We start from the raw sequence: 14,968 nt of genomic DNA on the forward strand, positions 1-14,968 counted from the left end.
TGTCCCTGACACACAACCAAGAACACCTCTAGAAACACCCTCTAGACATACCATGAACAGCCATCAGAATACGATCATGATTGCCATCGATGGGCCCGCTGGCAGCGGCAAAGGCGTCCTCGCCCGCCATCTCGCCGCCCATTATCGCCTACAATGGATTGATAGCGGTCTTATGTATCGCGCCATTGCTATTCAGTTAGGGAATCGATGCTGGACATCACTCACAGCCGATGAACAGCGCCATATCATTGCGCCCTTGCGCGCCGCTGGCGCGCCCTCAGAGTCCCACCCCGCCATACGCCATGAAAGCACCGCGCAAAAAGCATCCATGATCGCCCAAACAGCGGCGCTACGCACGGCACTGCTTCCCATACAAAGAGCGCGCGCCAACAACCCGCCCGCCCCCTTACGAGGAAGCGTCATGGATGGACGCGATATTGGCACAGACGTCTTGCCCCATACACCCTATAAAATATATCTCACCGCATCCCTTGCCATACGCGCCAAAAGACGCTACAAAGAGTTGCACAATGTCTCAAAAACGACTAGGATGGACGATGTCATGGATGATATGTCCCGCCGAGACGCATGGGATCGAGAGCGCCCCGTTGCTCCTCTACGCAAGGCAAAGGATGCGCTGACGATCGACTCCACGCATATGGACGAGGAAGAAACATGGCAGACGGCATGTCGCCTCCTCAAGACAAGAGGTCTCGAGAGAACGCCGTGAGGAGCGAGGCATGAGACTCATGACGGGAAGTCGTGAGGAGACATTGACGCCAACGGATGAAAAAAGAGGTCAAAAGACGTGGCAGAAGAAAGTTTCGCGCAGCTCTATAAAGAGTCTCAGCATGTCCAAGCACAAAATGTGCGTGTCATGGGGAAAGTTGTCTCCATAGAAAACGGACAAGTCTTGGTGGATGTGGGATTGAAGTCAGAAGGATATATCAAATTTCAAGAATTTGAAGATGAAGGATATACATCCATCGCCCCGGGCGATGAAGTCGAGGTCTATGTGGAGTATCTTGAGAATAAATATGGTGAGACAACCCTCAGCCGCCAACGTGTCCTACGCGAGAAGGCATGGGAAGAAATAGAAGAGATTTATGCCAATGAAAGGGAAGTCAAAGGCGACATCATACGCCAAGTGCGCGGAGGGTTCATTGTCAAAATCAAAGGATTGTCGGCATTCCTGCCGGGCTCACAAGTGGGCCTCTATCCTGTGGATAATGCCGATGACCTGTTAGAGACAAGACATTCCTTTATCATCCTCAAAATCGATAAGAAGCACGATAATATGGTTGTCTCGAGACGCGCCATCTTGGAAAAAGAACGCAGTAAGGCGCGGGACGAACTCTTCTCTACCCTCAAAGAAGGACAAATCCTCACAGGCACGATCAAAAACATTACCGATTATGGCGCTTTCATCGACTTAGGGGGAAGCGATGGCCTCATGCACATGACAGACATCGCATGGAAACGCATACGCCATCCATCAGATGTCCTCAAAATAGGCGAAAAAATCAAAGTCAAAGTCATACGTTTCATCCCCGAGAGCAGGCGTATCAGCCTCAGCATGAAACATCTCACAGAAGACCCATGGGAGCGAGTCGAGGAAAAATACCCCATCAAAAGCCAAGTGCAAGGACAAGTGACGAAAATTACCCATTATGGCGCTTTCACCCAATTAGAGGAAGGAATAGAGGGATTGGTGCATATTTCAGAAATGACATGGGCAAAGCACGACATCCAACCACAACAACTCCTCAAGGAAGGCGACATGATCGACGTCAAAGTCATCAATATCGACAGAGAAAAAAGACGTATCAGCCTCAGCCGTCGGGAATGCATCCCTAAACCTTGGGATAGGTTTATAAAAAATCATAACGTCGGCGACGTCATTGAGGGACGCATACGCAATATCGCCTCTGACATCGGACTCTTCGTCTCCATCGATGACACCATCGATGGACTCGTCCACATATCCGCTCTCTCATGGAACACCGACGGCAAAGACGCCATTAAAAATTATCGAGAGGGCGACACCGTCAAAGCAAAAATTATCGATATCAATGGCAAAAAAGAGCATGTCTCACTGAGTATCAGAGAGCTGGAAGATGACCCGACCCTTGTCGCCATAGAAAAAACCAAGAAAGATGACGTCGTCACATGTGTCATCCAAGCCATTGACGACAACGACATAACCGTCCTCGTCCATGGTATCCTCAAAGGGACAATCCAAAAGCGCGAAGTCACCCTAGACGAAAAACAGAAAAGTCTCTCGCACTATAACGTTGACGATACCATCGATGCCGTCGTCACAGGGATCAATAGCAAGAAAAAGACTTTGCAACTCTCCATCAAAAAACTGGAAGAGAAGAAAGAACAAGAAGACCTAGAAATTTATGGCACCGTCACAACCCATACGAAGAAGGAAAATCTCTTTGCCAAAGCCCTTGCAAAAGCCCAAAAAGCAAGCGCCAAGACCGACAGCGACACAAAAGACGACACAGGGGACGACACACCCAAACAAGAGACGCCTTCATCCTAACAGAATCGCCAAAAAGAGAGCGCGCAAAGACTCATGAAAGGTATCCTCAAGGCGTTTCCACGCCACATCGTCACACATGTTCAAGAGGCACAACGCAAGACTCGCTGGCGCGTCATCGCCTTTTTTGCCCTTCTATGTGCCATCATATTGTCATCGTTCATCCGTGATGGCGCATCTTTCGCCCCCTATATCGCCCGCCTACACATAGAAGGATTCATCGAGAATGACCAACAACGCCTTCACGCCATAGAATTTCTGAAAGAAGACCGCTGGGCTCAAGGACTCATCGTCTATATCAATAGCCCGGGCGGCACCCTCGTTGGCGGCGAAGCCCTCTATCGTAGCCTTAAGGCTCTCAACGATAACCATATACCAGTCGTTGTCGTCATGGGTGAGCTCGCCACATCAGCTGCCTACATGACGTCTCTCGCTGCCGAACGCATCTTCGCCTATGAAGGCACAATCACTGGCTCTATTGGCGTCATCCTCCAGACAGTCAATATCTTGGAACTCCTCAAAAATATCGGTATCAGCACCGAAACGTTCAAAAGTGGCGACCTCAAGGCTGTTCCTAACCCCTTCGAACCCATCGATGATAAAACACGCACAGCAACAAACAAGATCATCGAACAATCACGGCTGTTCTTCTTTGACCTCGTCCGCCAACATCGCCAATTGGACGAAGACACCCTCACATCCTTGAAAGACGGACGTATCCTCCTTGGCGCGCAAGCCATAGAGAAAAATCTTGTCGATGCCCTGGGCGGTGAACAGGACGCACGCACATGGCTCATCGATACCCATGCCCTCGACCCCCTTATCCATGTCCATGACATTACCTATGGCGAAGAACATTTTTTCCCTCCCTTGCCATGGCACAACACACACATGACATGGACAACATGGGTACAGACAGCGCTCATGATGCTCCTAAAAGGACAAAGAAGCGAGATAAGCGCCTTAAACCCGCCTCTCCATCGCCTCTTGCATCAGCAACAAGGCTTGTTTGCCCTATGGGTCTCGCCGTAACACCCCCCTTCTTCGTTGTCGGTGGCCTCTATCGCGATACGTCATGGCGCGCACTCGCCAGTGACACCAAAGAACAACGGCACGGCCCTTTTGACACATGGCAAGAAGCGCATGCCGTATGGGCACAAACATCATGGGCGCATGTGGACTCATGCCTCACCCGCTATACCATTAGGGATTCCCGCGACCATATCCTGATAGACGCCCATACACGCAGCAACCCATAGAAGAAGAAAGGCCATCCCCCTACCCCCCTATATCCCCCTCCTATGGCTTATGGCTCTTCGAAGAGAACGGACTCTCTGGCCGCATGGAGCAACGCCCGCGCCTTGTTGCGCGTCTCTTCATACTCGTTGGGCGCTAGACTATCCGCCACAATCCCGCCTCCCGCTTGGATATAGAGTTTGCCATCCTTGATGATGGCCGTGCGTAAGGCAATGCAACTATCTAAATCGCCATTGGCAGAAAAATATCCCACACCGCCACCATATAAACCGCGCATGCATGGCTCCATCATGTCGATAATCTCCATGGCGCGTATCTTAGGCGCACCGCTCAGGGTACCCGCTGGAAATCCCGCCATCAAAACATCAAGGGCATGGCAATGGGGAAGGCAACGCCCCTCAACATTAGACACGATATGCATGACATGGGAGTATTTCTCTACAACCATCCGCTCGGTGACTGAGACAGACCCGCCCTCAGCAACACGCCCCACATCATTGCGCCCTAAATCTAAGAGCATTAAATGCTCAGCGCATTCTTTAGGGTCATGCTCTAATTCACGGCGTAGACGTTCGTCCTCCGCCACATTAGCGCCTCGAGGACGCGTGCCCGCCACAGGACGTATCGTCACAACAGAGCGATGCAAACGCACCAATAGTTCAGGACTCGCCCCCACAACCGCCATGTCATCAAAGTGAAAATAAAACAAAAAAGGTGACGGATTCAGGCGACGCAACGCACGATAAAACGCAAAAGCCGTCCCGTGATAGTCAATAGAAAAACGCTGAGATAACACCAGCTGAAAAATATCACCCGCATGGATATAGTCCTTGACATGGTCCACTTTTTCGCAGAATGCCTCCCGCGTCATATTAGACGCCACATTGGAAAAAAGTGTCTCCATCGCATGCCCGCCCACATCCTTGAGGTCCTTGACCATGAACATGGCGTCATCGCCCTGTCCAGCATTTTGTCCAGCATTCACGACTGAGATGGTCTCATCAATGGCGCTGTTGGCACGCTCCCACACCAGACGCGCCGACTCGGCAGTTTGGTGAGCACGACGCCAACAAAGAAAAGCAATGAATAAGACACCCTCAACCCAATCAAAGACAAGCATACGCTGTGGACGCATCAATAGGCTGTCATCGATTCCCAAGCCATTGTCCTGAGGATGGGTGTCCTCACGGCGGATACGCTCCATGAGATGTGCCATGTCATAGCCCATATAACCAAAGACACCAGCAAGAATAGACGGCATCCCATCGGGAATGTCCATCTGTGACTCCTCAATGAAACGCCTCAGCGACGCCAACGCATCGTCGCCTTGTGGCACAAGGCGAGGCGTCGCGTCTGTAAAGTCCCATAGGACAGCGCGATTGCCCGAACAACGCCACACCCTATCGGGGTCAATGCCAATGGCGGAGTAACGTCCTCGTTCCGTCCCGCCATGGGATGCTGATTCCAATAAAAATGTCCACGCCTTGTCCTTCCCCAGACGCATCAATGCCGCCACGGGCGTCAGTGTATCAGAACATAATGTGCGCCACACAATGGCACATCCCTTGTCCTGCCAGCGTGAGGCAAACTCTTCATAACATGATGACGGCGCGCGCAACATGACAGCAACCCTACCCTCAACGTCCCGCCTGTGATGGGACGATGTCATAGGAACAATTGACGATGCGCCCCCCTTTCATAAGAGCTCTTCTATGGCGCGCTCAAAAATAGACACAGAATATATCGAGCGTAAATAACGCGCATATTGCGTCATGAGGTCGCGACGCAAAGCACCCGCCAGCGACTCGACAATGGGGTCTGCCTTCTCCCTATTATCCACGTCCGCCTCGATAATCTCTTCAAGGACAGCAATCATATAGGCATCGCCTTTCACGTCGGCAAAGACGGCATCGCCCTCCTCAGCATTGAAGAGCTTCTCGACCATCTCCCCCGGCACCTCTTCCTCGACAAAATTGGAACGGGTGAACGGCTTGAGAGGGACGATGTTACTCTTATAACGTTGGGCAAATGTCTCTAAACGTTCTCCTTTATTGACAGCAGTGACAATGGCGTTAGCGCGCGCCGTCAGAATGTCTTTCCGCCTCGCATGCTGTATGGACGCGATGACGTCTTGTTGCGCCTCCGCAAATTCTCTTTGGCGCTCTGGTTCTTCACCATCGACACGCAAGACAAAAAGCCCCGTTTCTGTCTCCACAACATGGCTTGTTTCATCAAGAGGTAAATCAAACGCAAGACGTAGGAAACGCACCCTATCATTCTCGGTGAGAGGCACATCCACCGCCTCGCCCTGTGGATGATGTCCCTGTTCATCAATGGCGGGAATGTCCTGAAGGGGGATATTGACAACATGAGAGGCATCCTCCAACGTCCCACCGCCAGCAAAGGCATCCTCTATCTGTCCATAGAGGTCAAACACGGCATCCATGCCTTCATCCAACAGAATCTCCTGACGTATGAGGTCGCGCACCTCTTCATAAGGACGCACAACCTCTTCCTCGATATTGTTGACAAGAATGGCATGCCAGCCAAAAGGCGACTTCAAAGCATCACTGACTTCACCCTTCTCAAGAGAGAACACGTCATCGGCAAGGTCGGCGATCACCTCTTGCTTTGTGTTCCATCCCAGTTCGGCATCTTTTTCCTCCATATCGAATAATGTCGCCGCCGTTTCCAGAAAATCCTGACCGCCTCTGATAAGCGTGATGGCACGGCGTAATGTCTCTTCATCGTCGCTGAGTATTTGGTAGATGTCGCGCTTCTCGGGCTTTGTATAGGCATAGCCTCGCCTTTCCTTGTAGAGGGCGCGTAAACGCGCTTCGTCAATAGCCATATCCTCCTCCATATCACGCACATCCAGAGACAAAAGACGCACATGACGATAGGGGGGTGCTACGAATTGCTCCTTATGCTCTTCATACCACGCCTTCTGTTCATCGAGAGAAGGGACCTTCGGCAGAGGAACAGACTCAAGGGGCAACAGCATACTACGACCACGACGGGCTTGAGCGCGCAACGCCACGACACTATGAAGAATTGTCTCGGGAATGTCTAAAAAACCAGCAATGGCATGCGTCAGCTGACGGCGACGAATATCTTGACGCAACCCCTCGACAAAACTCTCCTCCGTGTAAAAATTCTCATTAAGGACTTGGCGAAACTTAATCTCACTGAATAAACCACGCTCGTCATGGAATTCAGGCGCAGAAAAAATGGCTTGGCGCGCCGCCCTATCACTCGCCGCCAACCCCAAATCGAGAGACGCTTGGTCAAACAACGCACGCTCCACTAAATCCGACATCACCGTGTCCACAAATCCTAGCGTCTTCCCCATGTCATAATCCATCTCCCGCCCCAGCGCCTCACGCACCTTCTCGGTCTGCACACTATAGAGGCGCAAAAAGTCATCACCCCTTATCTCCACAGAACCAACCTTCGCCACGACAACATCGCGATTGGACGATGTGAAAATATCGCCAACACCCCAAAGGGCAAAACTCATCACAAGAAGAAGACTCAACAACAGAAAAAGAAGACGAGTCACGCCCCTTTCAAGCCAACCAGTGATAGATTGCAATAACATCATCGTTGTCTCCTCACCCTATCATCCCTAAGAAGAACGAGTCGGATAGTTAGGCGCCTCACGCACAACCGTCACATCATGGACATGGCCCTCTTGAAACCCAGCACGGCTCATGCGCCTAAAGACAGCCCTCTCTCGTAGGCGACTGAGGGTCGCTGCCCCCACATAGCCCATCGCCGTCTTGAGCCCACCCACCATCTGATACACCACATCACGCAACGTCCCGCGTAAAGGCACTTGCCCCTCCACCCCCTCGGGAATCCACTTTTTCTCATAGGACTCCTGCCCGTAAGGCGCATCCCCCTGAAAATAGCGCTCGCCGCCCCCTTCCTTCATCGCCGCCATCGACCCCATGCCCCTATAGACTTTGTAATGGCGTCCTTGATAAAGGAACGTCTCGCCCGGACTCTCCTTCGTCCCCGCAAAGAGAGAACCCACCATGACACTATCAGCCCCCGCCGCCAACGCTTTGGCAATATCGCCAGAATGGCGCACGCCTCCATCGGCAATCAAGGGAATCGCATGCTGTCGACAGAGAGGCGCCGTCTCTAAAATCGCCGTCAGCTGCGGCAAACCAACCCCCGCCATGATCCGCGTCGTACAGATAGAGCCCGGCCCTATCCCCAATTTGACGCCATCCACACCAACAGCAATGAGCGCACGTGCCGCTTGCGGCGTCACGACATTCCCTGCCACAATATCCACATCCTTATAGCATTGACGCAATGAACGGGCAGCCTCCACAACATAATGGCTATGACCATGAGCCGAATCAATGACAAGAGCATCCACCGCCGCCGCCACCAACTGGCGCGCACGCTCCATATAGTCGCCACGAACACCTACCGCCGCCGCCACACAGAGACGACCCGTCGAATCCTTGCTGGCATAGGGAAAGGCAGCCGATTTCTCAATATCCTTCACCGTTATCAAACCAACACAGCGGTAATCGCTATCCACCACCAACAATTTCTCGATGCGATGCTTATGCAACAGATGCATGGCTTGCTCGGAACTGATGTCCCTCTTCGCCGTCACAAGATTCGATGTCGTCATAACATCCTTCACCTGTGTCTTGGGATTATCCACAAAACGCATATCACGATTGGTGAGAATACCCACAAGCGTGCCTTTGTCCCGTGAGACAACGGGAATGCCAGAAATGTTGTGCTGTCGCTGTAAGGAGAGCGCCTCCTCAAGAGATTGGTCTGGATGGATCGTCAATGGGTCAACGACAATGCCTGACTCGTATTTCTTGACGCGCCGAACTTCCTCGACGTGACGCTCAATACTGAGGTTTTTGTGAATGACGCCAATCCCGCCTTCCCGCGCCATCGCAATGGCCATGGCACTCTCCGTCACCGTGTCCATCGCCGCCGACACAAGAGGCACATGGAGAGGAATATGACGCGAAAAATGACTCGATGTATTCGTATCGCTGGGAAGAACATCAGACGCTTGCGGAAGCAACAACACATCATCAAACGCAAGAGCTTCCCCAGCCTCATGACGCTCATGCGACATGGGGGTGCTGTGCGCGCCGCGCGCTAAACCCTCCACAACATCCTCCACAGACGCCGAAAAACGCCCCTCTTTCAACGCCTTCATAACATTCTTTGCCTTCACATTCTTTGCCTTCGTTCCCATACGCTTGTCACCTCACACACACCCATGATGAACCCCCATGAGCCCATGAGTATACGACATATCGCCATGTTATGCCACCATCCGCATAGGGATACCTCTCTTTTCCATATACGCCTTGACAGCATGAATTGTCCACCTATCGAAATGAAAAATAGAAGCCGCAAGAGCCGCATGCACACCACCCAACGTAAAGGCATCGAGCACATGGCGCGGATGACCAGCACCGCCAGACGCAATGATGGGAACAGACACCGCCTCACTGATAGAGGATAAGAGAGGAATGTCGAATCCTTGTCCGCTCCCATCCCTATCGATAGATGTCAGAAGAATCTCGCCACAACCACGCCGCGCCGCCTCACAGGCCCACGCATGCGCATCCAAACCACAAGGACGCCTGCCCCCATGGGTATAGACATCCCACCCCTCCTCTGGCTTGTCGGGATGGCGACGCTTCGCATCGATGGCAACAACGATACATTGACTGCCAAAACAACGCGATGCCTCATCGATAAGAGAAGGAGTCGCCACCGCCGACGAATTCATGGCCACTTTATCCGCCCCGTCCCGCAATAACATACGGACATCCTCCACTTGGCGCACGCCACCCCCCACAGTCAGAGGCATGAAACAGGCTGATGCCACCTCACGCACCTTATGGCGCGTGATCGCCCTCTCCTCATGCGTGGCGCTGATGTCAAGAAACACCAACTCGTCAGCACCCTCACGGTCATAACGCATGGCTTGGGCAAGAGGATCCCCCGCATCACGCAAATCCTTAAAGTGCGTGCCTTTGACAACCCTGCCCCCATGAACATCTAAACAAGGAACAATACGCTTCTTAAGCATGGGGATAGAGGCTGAGCACCTCCTCGATAGCGACATGATGGGCATAAAAGGCGCGCCCGCTAATGATACCACGCAATGTCTTGACCCCACTTGTCGCCAAACAACGCATATCGTCAAGGGAACGAATACCGCCAGAGGCAATCAACGGAATATCCGTCAGACTGGCAAGATAAGAAAGACCCTCTATGTCAGGCCCCGCCAGCACGCCATCTCGATGAATGTCGGTATAAATGATGGCGGCCACCTCGTAGTCCTTCAGCACATCCACCGCATGAGACAGAGAAACGGCGCTCTGCTCCTTCCAACCACCATAGGCAAGACAGCGCCCACGACAATCCAACGACACATTGATGCGCCCCCGATAGCGCGCACAGAGAGACGCAAATTCCGAGACCACACGCCCACCCCCATCACGACATTCTATCAGCACTGCTATGAATGTGCCAAAAACGACATGGGCAACACCCTTCTCAAGCCACCTCTCCGCATCCTCAACGCTACGTATACCTCCCCCCAACTGGATATTGAGCCCAGGACATGCCGCTAAGACCGCCTCAACATGACGACTATTCACGCCTTGTCCCTTCACCGCACCATCTAAATCGACCATATGCAACCACCGCGCCCCCTTCTCCCAAAAAAAACGCGCCTGGGCAACAATGTCATGGTGATACACCGTCTCTTGGGAAAAATCCCCTTGACGCAAACGCACACAACGCCCCCCTCGCATATCAATGGCGGGATACACAATTATCGAGGGCATCGAGGACATCATCCGTCATGGAGTCCAACGTATGAAATTACGCAAGAACGTCAATCCCACATGCTGACTCTTCTCTGGATGAAATTGCGTGCCAATGATATTGTCATAGCCAACCCATGCGGGAAAGCGCGCGCCATAGAGACAATCGGCAAAAATATCCTCATCCTTCATCTCATGGAGGTGGTAAGAGTGGACGAAATACACATCAGAACCATCACGTATATCCTTAAAAAGAGGGTGATGCCTCTTGTCGTCGCGCACATGAAGGGCGTTCCACCCCATATGGGGAATTTTCATGGCGTGACGGACGTCCGATGGAAAGGAAAACGGACGTATCACACCATCCAGCCACCCTAACCCTTGATGACACCCAAACTCAAAGCCTTGAGTCGCTAAGAGCTGCATGCCAACACATATGCCTAAGAACGCCTTGCCTTTTTCCCGCACATGCCTCTCCAACGCCTGCGCCCATGCGCCTTGGCGCCCCCCAAGACGAGACAAACAATCAGCAAAAGCGCCAACCCCCGGTAGGATAATATGGCTCGCATCCTCTAAGGCTGTGGGCTCTTTGGCAGATAGGACAGAGCCCTTGAACAGAGTCTCCTCACGTAAAACCCGCTCACATGCCTTGCATGCCGAATGAATGTTGCCCGACCCGTAGTCGATAAGCGCTATCGTCCTGTTCATAGCGTTACATCTAAGACAAGGGAACAGAAGAAGACGTCAGAGCATGATGGGACGAGCGCACACGCACAGAAACAGGACGATAGCCAGCCTCATACAAAAAGGAAGAACGCCACCCATGGGCATACAAACCCACCACAAGACCATAGCCCATCCATAATAACGACCCCCACAATAAGACAGCCCTTGTCCCGCCATAGAGATAAAACCACACCAACAACGATTGCACGGAACTAGATAACGCCAACAAGGTGATAGCAACACTCCACATCCTATGCCATAGCGCCCAAAACCCCTTGAAGAAAAAGGCCGCAAAACTAAAACCACAGGGAATAACAACCACAGACTTACGGGCTTGCCCCCCATCACGGCTTATGTCACTGCTGATGTCATCATCTCTGTCATCATGCCCGCCGTCATGATGTGTGTTATCCGTACGTTCATAGAGAACATAGAGCGTCGAAAAGAGTGATGCCATGAACGAAAACCCTCCTACACGCCTATAATTGTCCCTTTGTCGAGGGAATGCGGTCCTTTTGTCGCCCATCGATGGCCACAGCATGACGTAAGGCGCGCCCCAGTCCCTTAAAAATGGCTTCGGCAATGTGATGGTCATTCACCCCACAGAGCAAACGCACATGGAGCGTGATGTGACTACGGTCGGCAAAGGCTTTACAGAACTCCCTGAGCGATGATGTGGCTAAGCCGCCTATCCGTTCATCAGCGAATCGAACATCCCACCCAAGCCACCCACGCCCAGAGCAATCCACCACCACCATCACCAACGCATCATCCATCGGTGAAAGCACAGAGCCATAGCGCATAATCCCTTTTTTCTCGCCTAAAGAGCGCGCCAAAGCATCCCCTAAGGCAAGCCCCACATCTTCCGCCATGTGATGACAATCCACATGGATGTCGCCTTGGGCTTTGATGGAGACATCCATCATGCCATGCCACGCCCATTGCTCGAGCATATGGTCTAAAAAGCCGATACCCGTCTCAATATCATAGACACCCTCACCATCCAATGTGAGCGCGCCTTGAATATCTGTCTCTTTCGTCTTACGCTGAAAAGAGGCGGTGCGTCGTGTCATGGCCATGTCCCTCTAATCCCTTATCATTATTTGAAAAAATCTTACCATGTCCCCATATGCCTATATGCTATCATAGCACCTTGCCTATCCTACATGATAGGCGTCATAATATCTATGGGAACGTAACGGACAGACGGAGAAGATGGTGAGGATGTCTCTATTTTCCTTATGCTCTCATGAGGCTCATCATGAGAGGGGGCGCGCTTTCCCCGTCCCCGTCCTGTGTGTCCTATGCCTCGCCATAGGGTGTGTTGCCTTAGGAGTCATCTCTGTGTCCGACCATGCCTTTGCTCGCGCTTTGTCCGAAGAAGAGCTAGAACAGCGTCGCCAAGCAGATGAAAAAAGACGACTGGAGAGGGAAAAAAGACGCGAAGCCCAAGGCAGAACACCGCTCAAAGCCCCTGTGCATGCCGTCCATACCATCGGTATCCTCGTTAGAGAAAAGGATATTCCACCCGCCCTCTCTAATCTTGACCCCATCATTCAGAGGGAGGGCTTCTATGGCGCGCAAATCGCTATCGAAGACAACAATACGACTGGCGTCTTTATCGGCCATGACTATCGTCTGGAAGAGGTCTTTGTCCCCCTAGAAGACGATGTCGTGGCGTCATTTCGCCAACTGGCGCAAAAAACCGATTATATCTTGCTTGCCGTAGAGAAAGAGACTCTCCTCACCCTTGCTGACACAGAAGAAGCGCAAGGAAAAATCTTGTTTAATATCTCAGCAAGAGACGACACCTTACGCAACGACGCATGCCGACCCAATGTCCTGCATGTGATACCGAGCGACGCCATGCGCGCCGACGCCATCATCCAATTTCTTGTCTATAAAGGGTGGAAAGAGTGGCTTCTTATCAGGGGAAGCGAACAAGACGATGAAGCCTTTGCCAATGCCCTCAAAAGAGCCGCCTCGAAATTTGGCGGTGATATTGTCGAAGAAAAAATATGGGACTCGGAAGCCGATATAAGGCGCACAGCAAAGGCAGAAATCCCCCTCTTCACAAAACACGCCCCACCCCATGACGTCATGCTCATGGCAGACGTCAGAGGGAGATTCGGTGAATATGTTCTCTGGAATAGTTGGCGACCAACACTCATGGCAGGCAGTCAAGGGCTTGTCGCCACGTCATGGCATCGCACCCACGAACGATGGGGCGCAGCGCAAATGCAAAATCGTTTCCGCCGCACCGCCCGCCGTTGGATGGGCGAATGGGATTATGCCGCATGGGTTGCCGTGCGGTCGGTAGGAGAAACACTCACACGCATCAGCAAAAAAGACGCCATCCCCTCGCCCCAAGATGTCCTCGCCTATATGCAAAGCGAAGAATTCGCTATCGCCGCCTATAAAGGAATCAAAGTCACCTATCGCCCATGGAATGGACAATTGCGCCAGCCTATCTTGCTCGCATCGCCCCGCTCCATCGTCGCCGTCGCGCCCATGGCGGGATACTTGCATCCCCTCACGCCATTGGATACGTTAGGAACAGACGAACCCCTCTCCACATGTCAACCCTAAGACAAACCCCCGCCCATGCAGATACCGACAAGAAACGCCCTTCTCTTCACCCTCGCCCTGATAACGTCCTATGGCATATCCCCCTATGGCATGTCCCACGTGGCAGAAGGCGCTATCGCCTATGTGACCAACGAAAAAGATAATACCGTCTCCATCGTCGACGTGGATAAAGGCGCATTGATACGCCACGTGGATGTGGGAAGACGCCCAAGAGGGATCATTCTCAGCGCCGACAAAAAACACATCTATATATGCGCCAGTGATGACGACAGAGTCGAAATACGCGACGCCGAGACATTAAAACTCATCCGCTATCTCCCCTCAGGGCCCGACCCCGAACTCTTTATCCTTCACCCCGATGGACGCACCCTGTTTATCGCCAATGAAGATGATAACATGGTCACCGTCGTCGATGTGCCAGAACAGATGGTCATCGAAGAAATCCCCGTCGGCGTCGAGCCAGAAGGCATGGGCATTAACCCCAAAGGCTCTATCCTCGTCAATACCTCTGAGACAACCAATATGGCGCACTTTATCGATACCCAAAACCTCGACGTCATCCATAATACCCTCGTCGATGCGCGCCCTCGTGTCTCCATCTATAACAAAGAAGGAACAGAAGTCTGGGTCTCGTCAGAGGTTGGCGGCACCGTCTCTATCATCAACCCGCAAACATACGCCATCGACCATGTCATACGATTCGATATCCCCGGCGTCAATGATGAAGCCATACAACCCGTCGGCGTGCGCCTGACAGATGACGGGCGCTATGCCTTCGTCGCCTTAGGCCCTGCCAACCGCATCGCCGTCATCGACCAAAAAACAAAAGACGTCATCACCTATCTTCTCGTCGGCCAAAGGGTGTGGCAACTCGCCTTTACCCCCGACCAGAAAAAAATTGTCAGCACCAATGGCGTCAGCAATGACATCTCCATTATCGATGTGGATGACCTCAAAGTCATCAAATCCGTCAGGGTGGGACGCTTCCCATGGGGAGTCGTCATCAAATAAC

Annotated in this window: 14 protein-coding genes; 6 read left to right on the forward strand and 8 right to left on the reverse strand. The window is 52.3% G+C overall.

Annotated features, from left to right (window positions below; translation table 11 throughout):
• The first annotated feature begins 52 nt into the window (after positions 1–52).
• From GDA54_00850 to GDA54_00865, 4 genes are all read left to right on the forward strand, one after another.
• Positions 53–730 (forward strand): (d)CMP kinase, encoded by a 678-nt coding sequence (locus tag GDA54_00850; protein MBC6496861.1) that lies wholly within the window; start codon positions 53–55, stop codon positions 728–730.
• Positions 731–808: 78 nt separating this feature from the next.
• The gene (locus GDA54_00855; protein MBC6496862.1) at positions 809–2,551 is read left to right on the forward strand and encodes a 30S ribosomal protein S1; all 1,743 of its coding nucleotides are present in this window, start codon (positions 809–811) and stop codon (positions 2,549–2,551) included.
• A gap of 33 nt (positions 2,552–2,584) precedes the next feature.
• A complete protein-coding gene (gene sppA, locus GDA54_00860; GenBank protein MBC6496863.1) occupies positions 2,585–3,580 on the forward strand; it encodes a signal peptide peptidase SppA in 996 nt (331 codons plus the stop codon).
• The gene (locus GDA54_00865) at positions 3,565–3,807 is read left to right on the forward strand and encodes a hypothetical protein (GenBank protein ID MBC6496864.1); all 243 of its coding nucleotides are present in this window, start codon (positions 3,565–3,567) and stop codon (positions 3,805–3,807) included. The genes sppA and GDA54_00865 overlap by 16 nt, the downstream gene beginning before the upstream one ends.
• A 47-nt stretch (positions 3,808–3,854) precedes the next feature.
• Here the strand turns inward: GDA54_00865 and GDA54_00870 are convergent, their stop codons facing one another.
• From GDA54_00870 to hisB, 8 genes are all read right to left on the reverse strand, one after another.
• Positions 3,855–5,426, reverse strand: a complete 1,572-nt coding sequence (locus GDA54_00870; protein MBC6496865.1) for a chorismate-binding protein — start codon at positions 5,424–5,426, stop codon at positions 3,855–3,857.
• A gap of 75 nt (positions 5,427–5,501) precedes the next feature.
• On the reverse strand, positions 5,502–7,409 hold the full coding sequence (locus GDA54_00875) for a SurA N-terminal domain-containing protein (GenBank protein ID MBC6496866.1): 1,908 nt from the start codon (positions 7,407–7,409) through the stop codon (positions 5,502–5,504).
• A gap of 24 nt (positions 7,410–7,433) precedes the next feature.
• Positions 7,434–8,930, reverse strand: a complete 1,497-nt coding sequence (gene guaB, locus GDA54_00880) for an IMP dehydrogenase (GenBank protein MBC6496867.1) — start codon at positions 8,928–8,930, stop codon at positions 7,434–7,436.
• 192 nt (positions 8,931–9,122) lie between these two features.
• Positions 9,123–9,899, reverse strand: coding sequence for an imidazole glycerol phosphate synthase subunit HisF (gene hisF, locus GDA54_00885; GenBank protein ID MBC6496868.1), 777 nt, complete (start codon positions 9,897–9,899; stop codon positions 9,123–9,125).
• Complete coding sequence (locus GDA54_00890) at positions 9,892–10,662, reverse strand: 1-(5-phosphoribosyl)-5-[(5-phosphoribosylamino)methylideneamino] imidazole-4-carboxamide isomerase (GenBank protein MBC6496869.1); 771 nt, start codon at positions 10,660–10,662, stop codon at positions 9,892–9,894. The genes hisF and GDA54_00890 overlap by 8 nt, the downstream gene beginning before the upstream one ends.
• Positions 10,663–10,677: 15 nt before the next feature.
• On the reverse strand, positions 10,678–11,349 hold the full coding sequence (hisH, locus tag GDA54_00895; GenBank protein MBC6496870.1) for an imidazole glycerol phosphate synthase subunit HisH: 672 nt from the start codon (positions 11,347–11,349) through the stop codon (positions 10,678–10,680).
• A gap of 10 nt (positions 11,350–11,359) precedes the next feature.
• Positions 11,360–11,824 (reverse strand): DUF2628 domain-containing protein, encoded by a 465-nt coding sequence (locus tag GDA54_00900; protein ID MBC6496871.1) that lies wholly within the window; start codon positions 11,822–11,824, stop codon positions 11,360–11,362.
• Between the two features lie 22 nt (positions 11,825–11,846).
• Positions 11,847–12,440 (reverse strand): imidazoleglycerol-phosphate dehydratase HisB, encoded by a 594-nt coding sequence (gene hisB, locus GDA54_00905; GenBank protein MBC6496872.1) that lies wholly within the window; start codon positions 12,438–12,440, stop codon positions 11,847–11,849.
• Between the two features lie 151 nt (positions 12,441–12,591).
• Here hisB and GDA54_00910 point away from each other — a divergent pair, with 151 nt between their 5' ends.
• Positions 12,592–13,956, forward strand: coding sequence for an ABC transporter substrate-binding protein (locus tag GDA54_00910; protein ID MBC6496873.1), 1,365 nt, complete (start codon positions 12,592–12,594; stop codon positions 13,954–13,956).
• A gap of 15 nt (positions 13,957–13,971) precedes the next feature.
• On the forward strand, positions 13,972–14,967 hold the full coding sequence (locus tag GDA54_00915) for a PQQ-dependent catabolism-associated beta-propeller protein (protein MBC6496874.1): 996 nt from the start codon (positions 13,972–13,974) through the stop codon (positions 14,965–14,967).
• The last annotated feature ends 1 nt before the right edge of the window (position 14,968 follow it).

Source organism: Alphaproteobacteria bacterium GM7ARS4 (genome assembly GCA_014332745.1).
Classification (GTDB): domain Bacteria; phylum Pseudomonadota; class Alphaproteobacteria; order GM7ARS4; family GM7ARS4; genus GM7ARS4.

Bases quoted from the DNA above. Each gene is read 5' to 3' on its own strand.
- hisB (MBC6496872.1), bottom strand. From the start codon at position 12,440: ATGACACGACGCACCGCCTCTTTTCAGCGTAAGACGAAAGAGACAGAT.
- guaB (MBC6496867.1), bottom strand. From the start codon at position 8,930: ATGTCGCATGAGCGTCATGAGGCTGGGGAAGCTCTTGCGTTTGATGAT.
- GDA54_00890 (MBC6496869.1), bottom strand. From the start codon at position 10,662: ATGCCCTCGATAATTGTGTATCCCGCCATTGATATGCGAGGGGGGCGT.
- GDA54_00850 (MBC6496861.1), top strand. From the start codon at position 53: ATGAACAGCCATCAGAATACGATCATGATTGCCATCGATGGGCCCGCT.
- GDA54_00870 (MBC6496865.1), bottom strand. From the start codon at position 5,426: ATGTTGCGCGCGCCGTCATCATGTTATGAAGAGTTTGCCTCACGCTGG.
- GDA54_00865 (MBC6496864.1), top strand. From the start codon at position 3,565: ATGGGTCTCGCCGTAACACCCCCCTTCTTCGTTGTCGGTGGCCTCTAT.
- GDA54_00910 (MBC6496873.1), top strand. From the start codon at position 12,592: ATGTCTCTATTTTCCTTATGCTCTCATGAGGCTCATCATGAGAGGGGG.
- GDA54_00900 (MBC6496871.1), bottom strand. From the start codon at position 11,824: ATGGCATCACTCTTTTCGACGCTCTATGTTCTCTATGAACGTACGGAT.
- GDA54_00875 (MBC6496866.1), bottom strand. From the start codon at position 7,409: ATGATGTTATTGCAATCTATCACTGGTTGGCTTGAAAGGGGCGTGACT.
- hisF (MBC6496868.1), bottom strand. From the start codon at position 9,899: ATGCTTAAGAAGCGTATTGTTCCTTGTTTAGATGTTCATGGGGGCAGG.
- sppA (MBC6496863.1), top strand. From the start codon at position 2,585: ATGAAAGGTATCCTCAAGGCGTTTCCACGCCACATCGTCACACATGTT.
- hisH (MBC6496870.1), bottom strand. From the start codon at position 11,349: ATGAACAGGACGATAGCGCTTATCGACTACGGGTCGGGCAACATTCAT.
- GDA54_00915 (MBC6496874.1), top strand. From the start codon at position 13,972: ATGCAGATACCGACAAGAAACGCCCTTCTCTTCACCCTCGCCCTGATA.